At 38.4% G+C, this 16478-nt stretch carries 14 protein-coding genes; 11 read left to right on the top strand and 3 right to left on the bottom strand.

Features of this window, described 5'->3' with window-relative positions; genetic code table 11:
- Nucleotides 1–111 precede the first annotated feature (111 nt).
- Nucleotides 112–1605, top strand: coding sequence for a RagB/SusD family nutrient uptake outer membrane protein (locus BMY50_RS19860; protein ID WP_093328024.1), 1494 nt, complete (start codon nt 112–114; stop codon nt 1603–1605).
- Between the two features lie 37 nt (nt 1606–1642).
- Here BMY50_RS19860 and BMY50_RS19855 read toward each other — a convergent pair whose 3' ends face one another.
- Complete coding sequence (locus BMY50_RS19855) at nt 1643–3091, bottom strand: lipopolysaccharide biosynthesis protein (protein ID WP_093328022.1); 1449 nt, start codon at nt 3089–3091, stop codon at nt 1643–1645.
- 435 nt (nt 3092–3526) lie between these two features.
- Here BMY50_RS19855 and BMY50_RS28190 point away from each other — a divergent pair, with 435 nt between their 5' ends.
- Nucleotides 3527–3679, top strand: coding sequence for a hypothetical protein (locus BMY50_RS28190; RefSeq protein ID WP_162276642.1), 153 nt, complete (start codon nt 3527–3529; stop codon nt 3677–3679).
- A 265-nt stretch (nt 3680–3944) separates the two neighbouring features.
- Here BMY50_RS28190 and BMY50_RS19845 read toward each other — a convergent pair whose 3' ends face one another.
- Together BMY50_RS19845 and BMY50_RS19840 are read right to left on the bottom strand one after the other, a co-directional pair.
- On the bottom strand, nt 3945–5150 hold the full coding sequence (locus BMY50_RS19845; protein ID WP_093328017.1) for a glycosyltransferase family 4 protein: 1206 nt from the start codon (nt 5148–5150) through the stop codon (nt 3945–3947).
- Nucleotides 5151–5417: 267 nt separating this feature from the next.
- Entirely contained in the window at nt 5418–7055 is a 1638-nt protein-coding gene (locus BMY50_RS19840; protein ID WP_093328014.1) for a gliding motility protein RemB, read from the bottom strand.
- A gap of 168 nt (nt 7056–7223) precedes the next feature.
- Here BMY50_RS19840 and BMY50_RS19835 point away from each other — a divergent pair, with 168 nt between their 5' ends.
- From BMY50_RS19835 to BMY50_RS19795, 9 genes are all read left to right on the top strand, one after another.
- Nucleotides 7224–8717, top strand: a complete 1494-nt coding sequence (locus tag BMY50_RS19835; RefSeq protein WP_093328012.1) for a flippase — start codon at nt 7224–7226, stop codon at nt 8715–8717.
- Nucleotides 8707–9654 (top strand): glycosyltransferase family 2 protein, encoded by a 948-nt coding sequence (locus tag BMY50_RS19830; protein WP_093328010.1) that lies wholly within the window; start codon nt 8707–8709, stop codon nt 9652–9654. The genes BMY50_RS19835 and BMY50_RS19830 overlap by 11 nt, the downstream gene beginning before the upstream one ends.
- A gap of 1 nt (nt 9655) precedes the next feature.
- Nucleotides 9656–10660 (top strand): glycosyltransferase, encoded by a 1005-nt coding sequence (locus BMY50_RS19825; protein WP_093328004.1) that lies wholly within the window; start codon nt 9656–9658, stop codon nt 10658–10660.
- Nucleotides 10661–10692: 32 nt separating this feature from the next.
- Nucleotides 10693–11760, top strand: coding sequence for a glycosyltransferase family 2 protein (locus BMY50_RS19820; RefSeq protein WP_162276641.1), 1068 nt, complete (start codon nt 10693–10695; stop codon nt 11758–11760).
- A gap of 145 nt (nt 11761–11905) precedes the next feature.
- A complete protein-coding gene (locus tag BMY50_RS19815) occupies nt 11906–13018 on the top strand; it encodes an EpsG family protein (RefSeq protein WP_093327997.1) in 1113 nt (370 codons plus the stop codon).
- A gap of 5 nt (nt 13019–13023) precedes the next feature.
- Entirely contained in the window at nt 13024–14190 is a 1167-nt protein-coding gene (locus BMY50_RS19810) for a glycosyltransferase family protein (protein ID WP_093327994.1), read from the top strand.
- A gap of 32 nt (nt 14191–14222) precedes the next feature.
- Nucleotides 14223–15029 carry a glycosyltransferase family 2 protein gene (locus tag BMY50_RS19805; RefSeq protein ID WP_093327985.1) on the top strand — a complete coding sequence of 269 codons (807 nt, stop codon included), beginning with the start codon at nt 14223–14225 and terminating at the stop codon, nt 15027–15029.
- A 1-nt stretch (nt 15030) separates the two neighbouring features.
- Nucleotides 15031–15630, top strand: a complete 600-nt coding sequence (locus BMY50_RS19800; RefSeq protein WP_093327983.1) for a DapH/DapD/GlmU-related protein — start codon at nt 15031–15033, stop codon at nt 15628–15630.
- A 29-nt stretch (nt 15631–15659) separates the two neighbouring features.
- On the top strand, nt 15660–16475 hold the full coding sequence (locus BMY50_RS19795; protein ID WP_093327980.1) for a glycosyltransferase family 2 protein: 816 nt from the start codon (nt 15660–15662) through the stop codon (nt 16473–16475).
- Nucleotides 16476–16478 lie beyond the last annotated feature (3 nt).

The raw sequence follows: 16478 nt of genomic DNA, 5'->3' as shown, positions 1-16478 counted from the left end.
AATATATAGTAGCTTAATTCATACGCGGTTGAAATTGAAATCGCCTTTCCGCAATTAATATAGTGAATTGACTAGCAACTAATAACAAATAACTAATAACGAATTATTAAAATGAACAAAAATATCATATATATCACAAGTCTATTTATAGCACTATTAGTTAGCTGTAAAAAAGACCTTAACACGTCGCCCACAGATGCGGTGGCAGATTCAGAAATATATAAAACGGCAGATAATATAGAAACCGTTATCAACGGCACTTGGGCTTATTTTAATGACACCTATTTTACCTTTGCCAACCCAGGGTATAGCGCAATTATGCGAACCGGAGACGCTATGGGAAGTGATGTAGCCCTCACCACCAAATACGGGTACCGCGATGCCTATGCATTTACCGAGTTATTCGATCGTAGTACTAATCGCGTAAAGTCTTTTTGGACGCTACTTTATAAAGTAATCGATAATTGCAATAATGTCATAGCAAAGGTAGATGCAGCGGAGGGCGATGCGCGTAAAAAGGCGCAGCTTAAGGGGCAAGCGGAGGCACTTCGTGCGTTTTGCTATCTAAATTTAGCTACCTATTATCAATTTAGTTATCAAAAAGATCCACAAGCCTTAGCTGTTCCGATATACACGGAGCCAACAACAGTAGAAACAGAAGGGAAGCCAAAAGCAAGTTTAGAGGAAGTTTATGCCCTTATTACAGCAGATCTAAAAGATGCCTTAGTGAATCTTGAAGGTTATAGCCGTCCGTCAGCCGAGAAATACAAAATTGATCAGTCGATAGTAAATGGTTTGTTGGCGCGTACCTATCTAAACATGGGTGAGTGGGCCCTGGCCGCCCAATCAGCGCAAGCAGCAAGGCAAGGTTATGAACTAATGGCAGCAGTCAATTATAGCGATGGCTTTAACGATCTACAGAATAGTGAATGGATATGGGGACATGGCCAAACAACCGAACAGAATACTGCAAGCTATACGTTCCACTTTTTGGATGTATCATCTTCTGGATCGTACTATTATAGTTTCATGGCCGATCCTTATTTTAAAGAACTGTTCGATGCGCAAGATATCCGAAGTCAATTATTTGAGTGGGACGGGCAGGAGGGGCGTGAAGGATTTCTACGTTATAAAAAGTTTAAGTTTAAATCTAACCTCATCGGTGACATCGTCTACATGCGTTCGGCAGAAATGTATTTAATCGAAGCAGAAGGATATGCCCGTAGTGGGCAAACACAGCAGGCTATTGAAGCATTGAATGCCCTCAGAAATGCACGTAAGGCTGTTCTGTTCAGCGGAGGTTCACAAGAAGAACTTGTTCAGGCCATATTGGTAGAACGACGTAAGGAGTTGTGGGGAGAAGGTTTTTCCTTGTCAGACATTCTACGCACCCAAGGTACAGTAGTTCGTAAAGCTTATGTAGATGCAAATAAAAACCCTATCAAAGTAACGGTGATAACACCAAGCGGTGCAAGTAAAGTGGTGAATGGCCAGGGGCATCGTATTGTCAACCTACCAGATGGCAGCCCCTTTGTCGCGAACAGCAAATACTACCTGTTTGCCATTCCATTGGAGGAGGTACAGCAAAATCCTAATTTGCAATAATTAGATAGAATGACTAAAAAAAGTGGTTGTAAGATAATTACAGCCGCTTTTTTTTAGTCATTATTTTATTCGCTGCATATTTTAATTCATTCATCTCCTTTACCCGTAGCGTAATTGCAGCACCTAAATATGAAATTAAAGCCACTATCATCGCTGTTATCAATTGCAATAGTGGCGCATCGAAAAATCGCATCGACGCGTACGTACATCCTGCCATAATGAGGGTAGAAAGTAGAATTTTATAACAATCTTTTAACTGTTTAATTGGGCCATATCCAAATAATAAACCAGAAGGAAAGGCATTGATAAAATAGCTGATAACCGTTATCACAAAGCTTCCTATCACCACGGCCTGCGTACCCATTGGTAAAGTAATGATCATGCCAATTACAATAACGGGCAATTTTGAAAGATCTGTTTTAAGGAATAGATCCGATCGTCCAACAGCATTTAATAAATTTAGGTTTAACGAGCTGATCGGCATAAACATTTTTGCTAAACAGAGCCACTGCAGAAGAGCAGTTGCCGGAAGCCACTTATCTGTTAAAAACAAGCGAATAAAAGGTTCTGCAATAATTGCAAAAAGCGTCATACAAGGAAAAATGATAAAAGCAGTCATTGATAACATTCTACTATATACAGAGAGCAGTTTATCACGGTCGTGCTGTATGGACGTCAATAGTGGAAAGGTAACATTGGTAATGATAATATTGAGTGTTCCGGATGACATTTCTGCCAATGTATTGGCACGTGTATAATAGCCCAACGCTTTCGATTGGTACCATTTACCTATCACAATAGTATAAATATTAGTTAAAATAGTAGAATATAGGCCTGCTGCTAAAATCTTAGAGCCAAAACCAAACATTTCGCGAAAAGCCTGCGTAGAAAAGTCCCAGCTAGGCCTCCATTTGCCATTTACCCACATTAATAATGTAGTAGCCAGTGCCAGCGAAAGATTTTGACCAACCAAAGCCCAAACGCCATAATTGCTATAAGCCATGTATAGCCCTACTGCTCCACTTATTAATACCGCTAGTATATTAATCCTGGCTTGCGTTTTAAAATCTATATCAATCAGTAATTTCGCCTTTTGTACCACTATAAGTGCTGCTATAATAAACTGAAGGCCCATTACCCGCGTAAGCAATATGAGGTCAGGAGTATTATAGAAAGCGGCAATAAAAGGAGCAGAGAAGAATAATACAATATAGATGAGAATACTTACCAAGAAGTTAAAATAAAAAACGGTACTAAAATCCGTTTGCGTACAATCTTTACGTTGTACCAGCGCCTTGCTAAAACCACCTTCTATAAACAACGTAGAGACCGATAAAAAAACGGTCAGCATGCCTATCAATCCATAAGCTTCCGGGCTTACTAGGCGTGCTACGAGGATACTGATTATAAAACTTACGCCCTTTACCACGAGACTCTCCAATGAGTTCCAGGCAAAACCCTTAAATGCTTTGTTTTTTAGTGACATGAAGAAGTCATCAATATTTGAAAATAAAACAAATAATGAATTTGTGCTTATTTTTTTAAGCTATATATTACCTTCAAAGCTCCCATAAATTTTCGTTATTTCTAGCACCGGTAAGCATATTGTGTAATTTGGCACAAGAAATTGAGTCGTAAAAGAGCGCTTTTTGTGATAGCTAATATGAAGAAAAAATAAAAATAATGTTAAAAAATTTGGATTGTTGGTGTCAAGCACATATGTTTGTTATTACATTATATCCTATATAATCGTAATAATTAACCACTTAACTTAATAGTGAGTTTGGTTTGTGAAGAACAGTTATTCGGCAAGTAAAAAGACTTAGCGTATTCTTCAATGGGTAGGTTTTTACGTGTAAAATAGGCATATAATTAAATGCTAATTAATTATGTTTCAGCTAACCATTTAAAAAACAATATTATGTATTTGTTCATTGCAGTTATTTCCATTTTATTTTTTGTTGCTTGGGTTTGGATTTTCAGTGAAATGAATCAAGCAATCGATATTACAGAAGAAAACGAAGAGAGTATGATGCTCAGTGAAGGCAGTGAATTCGTGCAAACTAGCAAATAAACTTATTAAGTTGCTAAGCTTCCATCTTTGTAGAAAGACAATATGTTTGTATATAATTTGTTGGACGGTGTATACTAGTCCTCCTTTGGTTTTTATTAATCTATGATTTTTTAAACACACGGATGGATTACGTACCGACAGGTGCCATCAAATATGATGATCCAAAGGAGAAATGCCCAAGGGGAAGAAATCCTTTTGGGCATCTTTATCTTTAAAAGAAACTGCGTAAATAGTAGCAGTAATCTATTGTCTAACAAGATATAAACTAACTCTTCTGATCTTCTAGGCGTTCCAATAATTCTTCTTTAATTTCTTTAGATACAACTTTTTTGATTGGTATTGCAGCGGTATTCAGTGAGATATCACTTGGTTCTTCAGCTGGTAGCAAAGCATCTTTTGCTTTATTGGTCGCTATTAAGTTCCGCTTAGCATCATATAGCCAAAACATAGCACTTATAAATTGTGCAGTAAGAATTACTACCAACATCAGTTGAGTAGTACCTATCTGATCTAATCCTAACGCTAATGCTATGAATACGAGATTTGTTGCAACCAAGATTGCGCTAGCCTGTGAATGCGTAAAACCTACATTCAGCAAGCGGTGGTGTATATGGTTTCTATCGGCAAAGAAGGGAGATTTGCCATCTATTATTCTTTTGGTGAAAACACGTAAGGTGTCATAGGTAGGGATAATGAGTATAGCCAATGCAATCGCAGGAGCCGATTTAATGAAATGAAAACTGTCTCCTCCCAATGCTGCATCTTTGTTTAATTCAATAAATTTTATAGACAGTAAAGCAATCACAAAACCAATGGAGTAGGCTCCAGCATCCCCCATGAAGATCCGCGCTCTTCCTACATTATATTTTAGGAAACCTAATACTGCTCCGGCCAAGCTGAATGATAATACAGAAAGGCCTTGTTCATTCATAAAATAAAACAAAGTGCCGTAAGTCAATGATATAAGAAGTGTGATGCCTCCCAGTAAACCATTAATTCCATCAATAAGATTGAAAGCATTTATAATGAATACCATGGCAACGCTTGTGAAGAGATAACTCAAGATTGGTGTAATCTCTTCCATACCCAGCACACCGTAAAAACTCGTAAACCTAATATCCGCAAGATAGACCGTAATAAAGGCCGTAATAAATTGTGCCAAAAACTTCTTATATGGATCTAAAGAAACTAGATCATCTTTTAGACCTATTGAAAAAATGATAATACCTGCTGCAAAAATAAAATTTCCTTGTTGAAGAGAGTTTGAAGAAGTAAACAAGCAGCTTACCAAAGCGAAGATACTAAAAACAGCTACCCCACCAAGATTAGGCACGCTGTATCGATGTATTTTTCTGTCTTCCAACCTCGGGTCGTCTACCAATCGTTTATGATAGGCTACCTTAATAATAGCAGGGACCACAATTAAGGAGGCAACAAGGGCTAAAGAAAAGGGTAGTAAAGTTGTTAACATTTCATCTAATTTAAATAATGCAATATTGCAAGCTTATAATAAGCGGTATAATTATATGTGTTTATTTACGCTCAATTCCTTTTAAGGGGATTTTCCATGTATAACGCATAAACTCAAGATTCGCTACAACAATTCGGCCAAACTCCACACAAAAGTAGCTATTCTTTCATTACGCTTTCTATTTTGCTAAAATTAATTTTCTTAAATCGAAAAAAATAATAAGAAACTAGCACCATAAATAATTTAGAAAAAACCAGATTGTTTTTTTTAAAAGTCCTGATACCAGTTTCTAAACGATGCCCTAAGCCCGATATTCAAGATAGTGGTTCTATTTGTCCATAAATCATTTTTCTCTTGCCGAAAGGCTCCCCCAAGCTCCAAGCGTAAATTATATTTCGGGTTAATTAAATAAGCAACTTTAGCATCCAGGTATGTTAAATTTGTAGCAATCCCTTGTCCAATAAAATTGCCATATTCATTAATATAGTTTTCATATGATTTAAAAATATTTCCACCATAATTTAAACTATCGGTGGGGTCAAGCCCGTACCGTGCATAATTGGCTTGCAAAGAAAAATCAAATCGCCCGTAAGAATAGTTCATAATTCCTAGGTATTCTCTAAAGTTCGCGCCCAATATATGTGCGAGTGGTTGGTTATAATTCGTATAAGCAGTAATCGGCGTAAAGTGTTGATAGGTGTAGGGCCGTGCAGAATTGTATTCGGCCAAGAAGTTCAAATTCTTTATTCTAAACGCATCGAAACCTCTAAAACCTAATTGAACCGCATTTTTATTATTCATGTAGCCATTGCCGCTAAAAAGCTCTTTGGTATAAAGCTCTCCCAGTAGCAGTTGTCCGTACACAGATACATTATCCAGCACCTTATACTTAGCAGTAGCACCAATATGCACTTTGTCGGGCGAGTTACTATTAGCCGTTTCCATAGGGCGCATAAAAATAATCGGGTTCAGGTAATTTACATCAAAACCTCGATTACCCGCTGCATTTTTTGGAGCCCATAGTATCGATTGAAAAAGACCTATTGAAAGGCGGTTATTTACATTCCAGCTTAGATACTGAAAAGCGCCCCATTTTCCTAGGTCACCCATATTCTGCCTATTATTGACATCAATAACCGTACTGCTGTCTCTCGAGGCAAAAGGGTCTAACATATATGCCCACATACTCATGTACCGCACATTTCCTAAAGTACCTGTTAACTTAAGAAACGTATAAGGAGAAGATACGTCCGATAAGAGCATCGAGCGGTAGCCATCTCCAATAAAGTTTTTATCATATCCTAAGGTCACATTAAGATACTTAATCGGTGTATAAGAAACATTTGCCGTTACATAGGCCCAGTCTTGATTCCTTCCGGTACGTTGATCGTATAATTTACCAAATTGCCCGGGTATCACTTTGTTTTTCTCAATATAAGAGGTCACGTAATCAGGAAAAAGCGCTTGGTTTTCATAGGCACTCGTATAAAAGGAGAAATTTTTGCCAATTGTAACGCCCGCCTGAAATCCCCGCGTATTCGTCCAAGGGTTTCTTCCTTCATTAAAAGAACGGCCTATTTGAAAATCAGGTATGAAATCGGCATAAAAAGTATAATCTTCTTTCTTTATATCAATTAAATGTTCATTAAATAACTTTCTTCCTAACCAGGTATTCTTTTCGCTCACGCCTACATTCATTAAAGAATCGTAGGTTGGTTGGAGAACAGAGTCAATGATAAAAGGTTTGATACTGGTATGTAATCGCGTATCTTTACTATACAGCACCTTATTCATTTTTTGATAGAAATGATAAGAGTAAGGTTGGTAATAAGATTGAGCGTATGTGTTTTGTAGATTCCAAATGAATAAAATGGAGGCTATTAAAGCGGGTAATTTTACCTTCATTGTTTTGCGTCTAATTTTGATGGAGTATAAATCCAGTATGTTTTGCCACAGCGCAAAGGTAATATTTTGATGATTAAGTTTTGCATTCTTATAAATAGTGATTATATCTTAAAAAAGTCATTATTTACAATAAGTCACTAACTTGTCTTTGGTGCTAAAAAAGTATATTTGCCAAAAATTATTCCAAAGAGGAAGGAATCAAAAACAAATGGCGTGGGAAGCATCAAAAGAAATGCAGTATATAATATTTTATTAGCAGTAAGTCAGGTTTTACTTCCCCTTGTTACCTTTCCTTATATATCACGTGTATTATTGCCCCAAGGAGTGGGTACGTATACCTTTGTTGACAGTTACACGCAATATTTCGTCTTAATTGCCGCCCTCGGTATTCCTATTTATGGTATGCGTGAAATTGCCAAAGCAAAGAAGAACCTTGTTGATCGTTCGCAGGTTTTTACCGAGCTGTTAAGCATCCATCTGCTGGTTAGTGTATTTGTTTCTTTATTTTATATAGTAAGTTTCTTAACCCTATCACCGTTGAAGGGCCATAGTCAGCTATTTTGGATAGGCAGTAGTTTGCTATTATCGAACGTCTTCATGATGGAGTGGTTCTTTCAGGGGATGGAGCAATTTCCATTTATTACCTTAAGAACCCTCTGCATCCGTATATTAACAGTTGTTGCTGTTTTTATTTTTGTGAAAAGTCCGGCAGATACCTCTTTGTATTATGCGATCAATTGTGCTTCGGTATTTATTAATGCGATAATAAATTGCTTATATGCACGAAAGTTTGTAAAAATATCTTTCCACCAGCTCTCTCTAAAAAGGCACTTCACCCCACTTTTATATATTTTCAGCACGGGTTTGGTAACGCATGTGTACACCTTATTGGACAGCGTTGTGTTAGGTTTCCTTACCGATACCACACAAGTGGGCTTTTATACAACAGCGGTTAAATTGAGTAAAATATTAATTATGATCTTGGTGGCATTTACGACGGTGCTTATGCCCCCCTTATCTTTGGCATACAAGGAAAGCAGGTATGCCGATGCCAAAACGCTTCTCAGTAAATCATTCAATTACGTAGTTTTTATGAGTGTACCCTTAAGCGTTGGCATTTACGTAATAGCGGGACCGCTTATCCTCCTATTTTCCGGTGCCGATTTTTTACCTGCGGCGCTTTCCCTAAAAATACTGTCGCCCACGGTGCTTATTATTGGTCTTAGCTATGTTTTCGGACAGCAAATTATCAACGCAACCGGTAATGAGCAATACTTCTTAAAGGCGGCATTGATAGGCATGGTCATCAGTATAGGATTTAATTTACTTTTAATCCCCCACATAAAACAAACAGGAGCAGCCATTACCAACCTTTTGGTGGAATTCACCGTGATGCTATTATTAACACGGTCGGCGCTTCAAAAAATTCCTTTTCATCCGCAATGGTCTAATTTGGCGAAGGCATTTATTTCCTGTTTGCCGTTCTTTTTAATAACCTATTGGGTAGAAAACACCCTTTTGTCGCCTCTCATTCAATTGATAGTTATTATATTATTTAGCGGGGCTAGCTATATTAGCATCCAACATTTTATCTGGAAGAATGATTTACTTCTAGAAATGCTAACACTGTTAAAGAAAACCAACAAAGGGAATGAAGGATAATCCTAGATATACCATTGCTATTCCGGCCTTCAAAGCGGCTTACCTAAAAGCATGCATAGATAGTGTACTTGCCCAGACAGTTAATAACTATGAGCTGGTTATCGTAAATGATTGCTCACCAGATGCTATTGATACGCTTATATCCACTTATTCAGATAATCGAATACGCTACTATAAGAACGAAACGAATGCCGGGGCGGAACATATGGTCGATAATTGGAATAGATGCTTGGCATTAGCCAATGGCGATTATTTTGTTTTATTGGGAGATGATGATTTGCTCGATCACAATTATCTCGAAAGCTTTGATGAGTTGATAGCACGTTATCCTACGCTTGATATTTATCATTGCCGGTCCAAAATAATTAACGAACACGATCAGCTTATTGGTTTAACACCTTCTTGTCCCGAAGTTGAAGGCGTTTATGACAATATATTTTATCGCCTTAAACTGATGCGCGATCAATATATTTCAGACTTTGTTTTCCGTACCAGTCAATTGAGAGAGATAGGTGGATTTTTCCATTTACCCCTTGCTTGGGGAACGGACGATATCACTTCCTTTATTATGTGTGGCAAAAAGGGGATAGCACATACCCATAAAGCGGTATTTAACTATCGCCAATTCGACGGTACCATAAGTAAATCAGGTGCAATTGATTTGAAGATGAAAGCGGTAGTTGAGCAAGGTAAATGGTACCAATCGTTTTTGCAAGTAATTCCTGATAGTCCTCTTGAACGGCTCGTCCATCAAAACATCTTAAATTCGTTCAATGAGTTTATGCGCGTAAAACGACTCGTAATTTTGCATAATGATTTACTAAAGGGAAGTAGTTTACAGCGTTTGTGGTACTGGTTAAAGCATGCAAAAAACTATCAATTATCCTTATTTGATGTACTGAGGGTATTTCGCTCCCTACGAAAGAAAAAGAATTAAAATGGCGGTTTATATACTTTATTATGATTTTGCGAGCACCTCAGGGAACCATGCAGGCATGAGTTATCTAGCAAGGAAACTCAAGACACAATTTCCTGAGGTTCGACTGATCAAACATTTTCCACAGGAAGTAAAAGGGGGAAGGTTTTGGGTGCACATTCACTCCGTACTGCTATTTTGTTATTTATTCATCTCCTTAAAGCCAGGCGATAAAGTATTCTTTATGGAATACCTTACGTATGGAGTAGCTTTTCAAGATCGAATAGCAAGATGGCTTAAAAGCGCAGGTAAATCAAATAAGCTCATTGGTTTGGTGCATTTGGCAGGATCTCACTTACTTGATCTCTACGGTGACGAGAAAATAATAAGCCAAAAGCTTTCCTTCCTCGATAAGATTGTCGTATTTGGATCTTCCCTGGCAACCTTTATACGGGAACGCGGATTTAATAAGGAGATTACTATTTGCCACCACTATGTGGACTCCACTTTTTACCATCCCCAAGAGGATAATGGTGCGAGCAAACAGTTACAGGTCATTATTGTGGGTAGCCTCAAACGCAATTTCGAGCAGTTAAACGAGATCATCACAAAAACAGCTGATAACGTAGTTTTCCATCTTTGTCTAGGAAATAAACCCTTACCCGAAATCTTTAAAAAACAAAATAATGTCAAGGCCTATGGTTTTCTGAGCGAAGAGGAGCTTTTAAAACGCATGCAAACATGCGATGTTCATCTTGCCGTGCTAGAAGATACGGTGGGAAGTAACGCCATCACCTCGGCCATGGCCGTTGGGTTGGTGCAGGTTGTTTCTGACGTCGGCTCGATTAGAGATTACTGTAACGAAAGTAATAGTATTTTATGTGCCAGTGTGACCGACTTCACAGAGGCCTTATCCTTTTTGTCGCAAAATTTAGCGCTTGTTACTTCCATGAAAAACAGCGCACGTCATCAGGCAGAGAAGATGTCGCTCGAGAATTTTTATAAAAGCTTTCCAGGTTTGTTATAATGCGTAACTTTGAAGATTTAAGCACAAACCATATGCTGCCATTAGTTTCGGTAATACTTCCTTGCTACAATACAGAAAATCATATAGAATCAGCGCTACGGTCTATTATGCAGCAAGATTACCCTAACTTAGAAATTATTGTTATAGATGACCGATCGAGTGATAGTAGCTGGGAAATCATCCAGGCATTAGCGCTAGAAGATACACGAATTTTGGCTGTAAGAAATGAGGAGAACCTGCGGCTTATAAAAACTTTAAATAAAGGAATACAATTATCCCGAGGTCAATATATCGCTCGTATGGATGCAGATGACATGAGCGATCCAGCCAGGATTGGAAAGCAAGTGGCTTATCTTGAGCAAGATAGGGACGTCGATATGGTGGCTACCTGCGCAACTTATATCAGTGAAAAAGGTTTTTCGTTGGGCCGTTTAAATTTTCATGGTTGTTACGATGCCGTCAGTGCAGCATTTGTAACCATTTTTGAATGCCCATTTTTGCATCCAAGTATTGTGATAAAGGGCGAATTGCTACGTAATGTTGGGTATCCGGATCAACCAGCGACTTATCACATCGAAGATTATGCTCTGTGGATGCAATTGATCAGAGCGGGCCATCGTTTAGAAATCATTCCCGAGCGGCTGATGTCTTATCGTGTCAGTTATCAGGGTGTTAGTCAAAGCAATAGTGAACTTCAATTCTCGAGAGGCCTACACATGGCTACACAATATTTTTATGACATTTTAGGCATACATCCAAATGTGTTATGGTTCACTATTCTGCGGCAGGGCGCTGATAAAATACAGTCTTTAGACGAGTTGGTAGCTAGCATCCATTATCTGGAAGAAGTTGCGAACCAGTATATATCAACGTACAGCCGAGATGAGAAATGTTCCAGATCAATAAGAGCGTGGTGTAACGAGCGCATCCTCCGGGTGTTATGGCTTTCAAGCGTGCGGTCTAAATTGTCGGCCAGTAGTAAGCTCTATGTGGTCTTTTTACTGTTACCGAAATATTTTTTCCGAAGCTTTCACCTCGGACGACTTAAAAATATTTATTTTCATTTTCAATTTATGGCTAAGCGAAGGATTTTTAAATGAGTTGTTCAACGAGTAAAGTTTTACGTATGGTCAGTACCTTTTGTTTAGGCAGACGCAAAATATCCGTGTTGGATAATGCAAGCAACAGAAGAGGTATGAAGGAATCAATATTATCTAATAATCAGCATTAAAGCATAAAAAATTTGTGATCTATATCGCGCTCTATATTCTTTTGGCACTTTTCGCTTTGCTTGATTTGCTAAAAAATGGCAATCAAGTAAAACCCTTGGTGTTTTGGGCGAGCGTGTTCCTGTTGATTTTTATCAGTTCAATCCGATGGAATGTGGGTACCGATTGGTACTCCTACATCGAGTTTTTTAGCAACATTCAAACCTACGTTGCGCACCCCGAACTTAATATGATGGAGCGGGGCTTCACCTATATCAATTACTTTGCAGCCAGTTTAAACTTAGGGTATACCGCTATGTTAAGCCTGATGGCCATCCTAATGATTGGCATCAAGGCAAAAGTGACCTTTGAGCATCGGCAGATTATGATGATCAGCCTCTTTTTGTACTACTGTTATTTTTTTGCTGATATTTTTGGTGTTCGTCAGTCCCTGGCCATTTCTTTAACCCTGTATAGTGTACGGTTTATTATTGACAAACGTTTCGTACCTTTTCTTTTAGTTGTGTTAATTGCTTCTAGCATTCATATCACTGCCATCTTTTTTATATTCTCTTATTGGGTGTATCATATTAAATATTCCCCCAAGCTGTTATATGGTGTCTTGCTGGCAGCACTTTTATTGGGTTTCATGGATATCGGTGGCTTTGCCGTCGATACGGCTTTAAATATTGTGGGTTTAGATTCTCGGGTGGGAGAAAAACTTAAGATATATGGAAGTGATGGTATGGATACGGCGCAAGGCAATCCCTATATTGCTTTTGCGGTGGGTGTAGCGAAGCGCGCCTTATTTCTTCCATTATTTATCAGCTGCCAGCGCTTTATTTCACCCTTATATCAAAGCAGGTATACCGGATACCTGAATCTGCTGATTTTTGGTAATATCATCTACCTGCTGTTCATGATCAGTTTACCCGTTATCGCTCGGCTGTCGACCGGTTTTCTATTGTTCGAGATTTTTATACTAGGCTATTTAGTTATTACCGTTCAAAATAAATGGCTGCGGATGCTCGCCTTTCTTCTGGTAATGTTGTTCGGCGCTTTTAGACTCTATAATCTTATAGCTGTTTACTGGGATCTTTATATCCCATTTGAAACTATCTTTGCACCATCTAACGTTATAAGAGAATAAGGCCTATGATTTACTTTGCAGAGCTATTTATGACAGGAGGGCAGCATGCAGCGTTTAACGCAGGGATGTTACAGGTATTTGCAAAGGCCTTTCCATCACAACAGATTAAATTATTTGCAGCTCCCAGTCACTATCAGCAGCTTAAAAAGCATATTGGTTCTGTTGAACCCTTTTTATGGTCATCCACCTATATCATATCAAATAAAAGCGGCAACATTGTTCGTTGGCTTTTAAAGTTTATCAACGAGTTCATACAGATTTTTCGCATACTATTTATCACCCGAGTAAAATCAGTGGAGTTGGTATATTTTGCATTTCTGTCGCCCATCGGCCAATGTGTAGTAAGCCTTTATACCCGGTATTTTCCTGTCAAAGGGCAACAGATAATCGTTACCCTCCATGGTTTAGATCTGCTCCGTGATGATAAACCTCGAAAACGAATCGACCGTTTTTATGCAAAGCTAATAAAGCATGCCTTTTACCGTACCAGCAAGGCTAAGCGATATGTGGTACTTGAAGAACGCATAGCCAACTACCTACTTTCAAAAGGTTATCTGCAACAAGAAGAAATTATCCAAATTCCACACCCTTATCAATTCGATACACAACCGGTAAAGAAATCAACTGCCCCTATCGTGTTTGCGCATTTAGGCGTGGCACGCTTAGACAAGCATGCAGCTGCATTTTTTGAGTTGGCAGCCCGTTGTTCGGATATGGTGGAAGAAGGTAAGATTGTTTTTCAAGTGATTGGCCCCGTACTTCCAGAAATGAAACCCCACCTTAACCCTTGGGTAAATTACCAAAGTACAGAAATAATGCTTGACCAAGCTACCTATCAGCAACAATGCTTACAAGCGCATTATGCCCTGTTCTTTTATGATGAATCAAGCTATACATTAACAAGTAGTGGTGCTATCATCGATGCCATCGCCTATCAGCTCCCTATATTAGGCTTAGATAGTCCCGCATTTGATGCAATATTGTCTGCTGCGTCTTTCCCCGGAAAACTTTATAACAACTTTGATAGCTTGCAACAGGACATCAGGGAGCTAGTACAAAATCATCCGCAAGAATATACACAGTTTCAGGAGTCTTTTGTAGTTTTGCAGCATCATTATAGCATAGATCGCGTGGCGCAGTTAGTTAATAGCCAAGTAAAAATGCCTTCATAATAATCGTTTATTAATTGATAAAATAAATATTGATGAGCAATATTCCATCCGTCAGCGTGGTGATTCCTTTATATAATGCAGAACATACTATTCTCCGCACATTAGCCTCCGTTAGTGAGCAAACATGTCAGCCAAAAGAGCTTATTGTGATAGATGACGGAAGCACCGATGGTTCATTTGCCTTGGTCAACAATTATATACTTCACTATAAGGGGCCTATTCAGATCTACATATTTCAACAGCCCAATTCAGGTGTTTCACGTGCCCGGAATGTAGGTATGAAACATGCTGTGTGCGATTATATTGCTTTATTAGATGCCGATGATTGGTGGCAACCAGAAAAATTAGCACGACAATTGGCAATTCTGCAGAAGCACCCTACGATCGATTTTTTAGGAAGCAATCGGAATGGTGAGCACTGGAAGCAGTGGCTTTTTAAAAAGTTCAATCATCTTACCCCTATTTCCGCCAAATTACTCTTATATAAAACCTTTTTTGTTACCCCCACGGTGATTTTTAAACGTTCTGTGCTTACAAAAACCGGTTTTTTCGATGAAACACAACGTTATGCAGAAGAAGGGAATTATTGGATCAGGGTTTGTCATCAACATCATTGCGTATTATTGAACGAAAGTTTAGTCATAACCGGAGATGGAAAGCCCAATTTTGGCTTCTCGGGACTGTCGTCCAACCTCAAAGAGATGGAAAAAGGAGAGCTAAAAAATATGCGTTTAGGCTATGATTTAGGTGTCGTTGGAAGAATGGAGTATCTATTTTTGGTAATTTATTCACTTATCAAGTATATTCGCCGTATTGCCATTGTGAAATTAAGAGGATAATATGCTAAAAAAATACGGTCTAATAGGTATTGTACGTTTATTTCTACATATTTTTCGCACCCGGTTGTTCTTTCCGGGCGCGCGGCTTATCCGCTTTCCTTTTGAAATAAGAAATCATCGTTATATAGATTTAGGCCAGGGGTTAACAACAGGTACAGGATGTCGTTTAGAAGCGTTGCCATCTCAGAAACCAAACAAACCCTGCATCCGATTTGGCAAACACGTACAATTAAACGATTACGTACATATAGGCGCGATTCAAGAGATAACCATAGGAGATGATGTGCTCATTGCGAGCAAAGTATTTATCACCGATCACAATCATGGCACATTCGACCACCATACAAGCAGTGAAGAATTATTGATGGCACCGATCCGTCGTCCATTATATGCCAGCCCCGTTCACATAGGTGCCCGTTGCTGGTTGGGTGAAAATGTAGTTGTTTTACCCGGTGTTTCGTTGGGAGAAGGCTGTGTGGTGGGTGCGAGTGCCGTAGTTACCAAAAGCTTTCCACCTTATTCGCTCATAATAGGAAATCCAGGGCGCTTATATAAGCGATTTAATTTTGATACAGATAGGTGGGAATTAGCCGATAATTAAATAGAATATTATAAAAAAAGCTATACTAAATGAACATTACGGCAGCGATTGTATTATACGAAAATGATGAAGTGGAGTTAGCGCAGGCAATCGATAGCTGTTTAGCCTCTTCATTAATTAGCAAGTTATATTTAATAGATAATTCCACAACACAAAAATTAGCCCATGTAAAAAAAGATGAACGTATTGCATACATTCATAATCCAAAAAATATAGGTTTTGGAGCAGCCCATAATATAGCTATTCATCAAACAAACAGCACCTATCATCTTATTCTCAATCCAGACATTAGCTTTTTAACGGGTGTTATTGAACAATTAGCAAGTTTTATGGAGGAACATCAAGATATAGGCACCGTCATGCCCAAAGTTCTTTACAATCAAGGTGAAATACAGCGTTTATGTAAGTTACTGCCCAGTCCGATGAACCTGTTTGGAAGGCGTTTTGCAGGGGGAAGTAAGTGGGGTAAGGCATTAGATGCTTCCTATGAATTATATGATTTTACTTATGATTATGTTTTAGATGTACCTAATCTTTCCGGCTGTTTTATGTTTGCACGTACATCCCTTCTAAAAGAAATAGGTGGTTTTGACCCCCGTTATTTTATGTATTTAGAAGATGTAGACCTCGTACGGCGCATCGGCCAGCATGCACGGACTGTTTTTTATCCATTTGTAAGTATTTACCATGGTTATCGAAAAGGTTCTTACGCTAATGGTAGGCTCATGCGCTTCCATATTCAATCGGCTATTAAATATTTTAATAAATGGGGTTGGTTTATAGATTCGGAAAGAAGAAAATTAAATAAAATTACACTTGATAGGATAGCAAAGCATAAATTATGATAC

The sequence above is a fragment of the Olivibacter domesticus genome, assembly GCF_900109575.1.
Taxonomy (GTDB): Bacteria; Bacteroidota; Bacteroidia; order Sphingobacteriales; family Sphingobacteriaceae; genus Olivibacter; species Olivibacter domesticus.
Note: the sequence above shows the minus strand (reverse complement) of the source record. Positions and strands in the feature narration are given on the sequence as shown.